The 1,898-nt window shown below is 59.5% G+C and carries 2 protein-coding genes; both read right to left on the reverse strand.

The features are described from left to right. Positions 1-92: 92 nt before the first annotated feature. Positions 93-572, reverse strand: a complete 480-nt coding sequence (locus EN906_RS32555; RefSeq protein ID WP_127269038.1) for a DUF3828 domain-containing protein — start codon at positions 570-572, stop codon at positions 93-95. A gap of 96 nt (positions 573-668) precedes the next feature. Next, a partial coding sequence (locus tag EN906_RS32560; RefSeq protein ID WP_164777544.1) for an ABC transporter substrate-binding protein occupies positions 669-1,898 on the reverse strand: 1,230 nt, incomplete at its 5' end.

Consider the following 1,898-nt stretch of genomic DNA (forward strand, 5'->3'; position numbering starts at 1 on the left):
GCGCACCCAACAAGCCTTGCGCGGCGGCGCCGCTCAGAGCCGCCAGCAGGCACACACCCGACAGCGCCAGGAACCGGCGATGGGCCATCGCTTCACTCCGGCGTCTGGCCGGCCATGCATTCCAGCGCGCTGAGCGTCCAGTCGCTGGTCTTGGAAGCGATGTCCGATATCTTCCACTTGCCGTCGATCTTCTTGAGCGACCAGAGCATTTCACGTTTGGAATCATCGCCCTCGGAGAACAGGCTGAAGGATGCCGTGACCTGTGCGTTATCGCCATCCAGCTTCTCAGACAGTTTCAGCGTTTTCGAGACGGTTTTCTGATCGAAATCCTGGGCGTCGAGACCAGGATCGAAATCGATGCAGGCGACCTGGTCCGGGTTCGTCTTCGTTGCCTGGTCGTTCAGCTCGAACAGTTTCGTCACCGGTTCGGTGAACCGATCCCGATATTGTTCGTCGGCCTCGAACTTGACCGCCGGGACATAGAAGAACTTCACCGCGTCGGAAGCCGGTCCGGCGACGGCGGCGCCCGGCAGGGCTATCGAAAGGGCGGCAACGAGCACTGTCAGTCTCATGCAGAATCTCCGGCTTTTGATGGCTTGAGCCTATCAATACCACGCATCCTGCATATCGGCTTTTTTGCGGCTCATGAAGTCCTGCCGCGCCTTGTTTCAGCCGTCCAGCCAGACGTTCTGAAGGTCCATCTCGAATGTCTGGTGGACACCATAGTTCTTCACCTTCTTGTTCTGGTGGCTGTAGAGCTTCTGCCAGAACGGCTGAATAATGACGCCCGAATCCTGCAGGATCTGCTCGACATCCTTCATGACCTCGCGTCGTTTCTCCACGTCGATGAGCGATAGCGCCTGCTTGAGCTTGGCGTCGAAATCGGGGTTGGAATATGCCGATTCATTCCAGGCCTCGCCGGTGCGATAGCCGAGCGCCAGCACCTGGACGCCAAGCGGGCGCATGTACCAGATCGTCATCGAATAGGGATATTTCGTCCAGTCGTTCCAGAAGGTCGAACCCGGCAGCACCGTGCGCTTCACCTTGATTCCGGCATCGCGCAGCTGGCCGGCAATGGCGTCGCCGGTATTCTTCTGCCAATCGTCCTCGATGGTGATCAGCTCATGCTCGAAGTCAGCCTGTCCGGCTTCCGCCATCAGCTTCTTGGCGCCGGCGGCGTCGCGTGTCTTCTTGGGCAGCGGATAGTATTCCGGATGGATCGGGGCAACGTGGTGGTTTTCGCCAGGGGTGCCTCGCCCGGCATAGCCGAGTTGGAGGACCGCATTGTTGTCGACGGCCATTTGCAGGGCGTTGCGCACCCGCTGGTCATCATAGGGCTTGTGGGTGATGTTGGTGCGGGCAACCAGCGTCGTCGCCGTCGCCACCTCCGATTTCACCAGATCCATCTTGTCGAGAATGTCGATGAAGTCGGCGGGCGACTCGAAATTGAGGTCGATCTCACCGGATTCGAACGCGTTCACGGTGGCGTTGAAATCGGTGCCGTAGTCGATGAACTCGACGCTGTCGAGCGGCGCTTCACCACCCCACCATTTGCCATTCTCGCGACGCTTGACGACCGCCTTCTGGCCGACATCGTAGGAGACCAGTTCGAACGGTCCCGTGCCGATCGGCTTCTTGATCGGATCGGCACCGTCGGCATCGAAGTTGCGATGCACGACGAGCGCCGGATAGTCGGTGAAATTCGGGATCAGTGAAATGTCTGGTTCGCTTAGCTTCAGCTTGACCGTGTTGTCGTCGACCTTGGTGATCGCGCCATCCCTGGCCTTGCCGGTCTTTGCGTCGATCAGCGCGCCGACACGGGCGGCCATGGAATTGCCGGCGACATTCTTCTCGCACCAGCGCGTCAGATTGTGAGCGACGTCATCGGCGTTGAAGGC

Origin of the sequence: Mesorhizobium sp. M7A.F.Ca.CA.004.06.1.1, assembly GCF_003999135.1 — a bacterium.
In the GTDB taxonomy this organism is placed as follows: Bacteria; Pseudomonadota; Alphaproteobacteria; order Rhizobiales; family Rhizobiaceae; genus Mesorhizobium.